This is a genomic window from Enterobacter sp. IF2SW-B1 (assembly GCF_001743375.1).
Lineage (GTDB): Bacteria > Pseudomonadota > Gammaproteobacteria > Enterobacterales > Enterobacteriaceae > Enterobacter > Enterobacter bugandensis.
Map to the genome: position 1 here is coordinate 1 of NZ_MJAA01000111.1, position 655 is coordinate 655.

2 protein-coding genes are annotated in these 655 nt (G+C 30.1%); both read left to right on the top strand.

Annotated features, from left to right (window positions below; translation table 11 throughout):
- Positions 1 to 25 precede the first annotated feature (25 nt).
- Positions 26 to 187: a DUF1270 family protein gene (locus A6013_RS25895; RefSeq protein ID WP_000072840.1), complete on the top strand. Its 162-nt coding sequence runs from the start codon at positions 26 to 28 to the stop codon at positions 185 to 187.
- An 86-nt stretch (positions 188 to 273) separates the two neighbouring features.
- On the top strand, positions 274 to 591 hold the full coding sequence (locus A6013_RS23930) for a DUF2482 family protein (RefSeq protein ID WP_069733873.1): 318 nt from the start codon (positions 274 to 276) through the stop codon (positions 589 to 591).
- Positions 592 to 655 lie beyond the last annotated feature (64 nt).

The following is a 655-nucleotide window of genomic DNA, read 5'->3' on the forward strand; positions in this document are numbered from 1 at the left end:
AATCGACGACTGAGGGAGGATGCGAATGTCTAACACATATAAAAGTTACATCATAGCAGTAATGTGTATAACAATTTTAGCAATTTGTTTAATGCCATTTCTGTACTTCACRACAGCATGGGTAATTGCTGCAAGTACTGGCATTGCAATATTCATTTTCTATGATGAGTATTTTTTTAGAGAATAAAAAAACTGATTGCTAACGGCMATTAGCAATCAGAAAYTAAAAAACAATTAACAAATAAATTATATCAATATTGGGGGAAGACAACAATGAAAAATGAATTTAAAAACATGAGCAGACAAGAATTAAGAGATTTATTGGCTAAAAAGAATGGAGAATTGTTTGAATTAGTGAATGAAATCAATAAAGAAACTGAATTTGACGCTTTACTTTTTTCAACTGTAGGGGTTAGTAATGGACATACTACATCATCGTCACATTGTGCGCTTGGAGATATTGCAGGTCTTGCTAATTTATTGAATAACGAAAATGATTACCACGATATCGCAAATGTTATCGAAATGTATAAATTAAAAAAATTTTTAGGTATAGATGACGACAAGGATGATGACAACAATGAAGAATGATGCTAATGAAAAGATGTTTGTTCTATATCAACAATTATTTGATGAGTTTAAGAAAACAAATGAA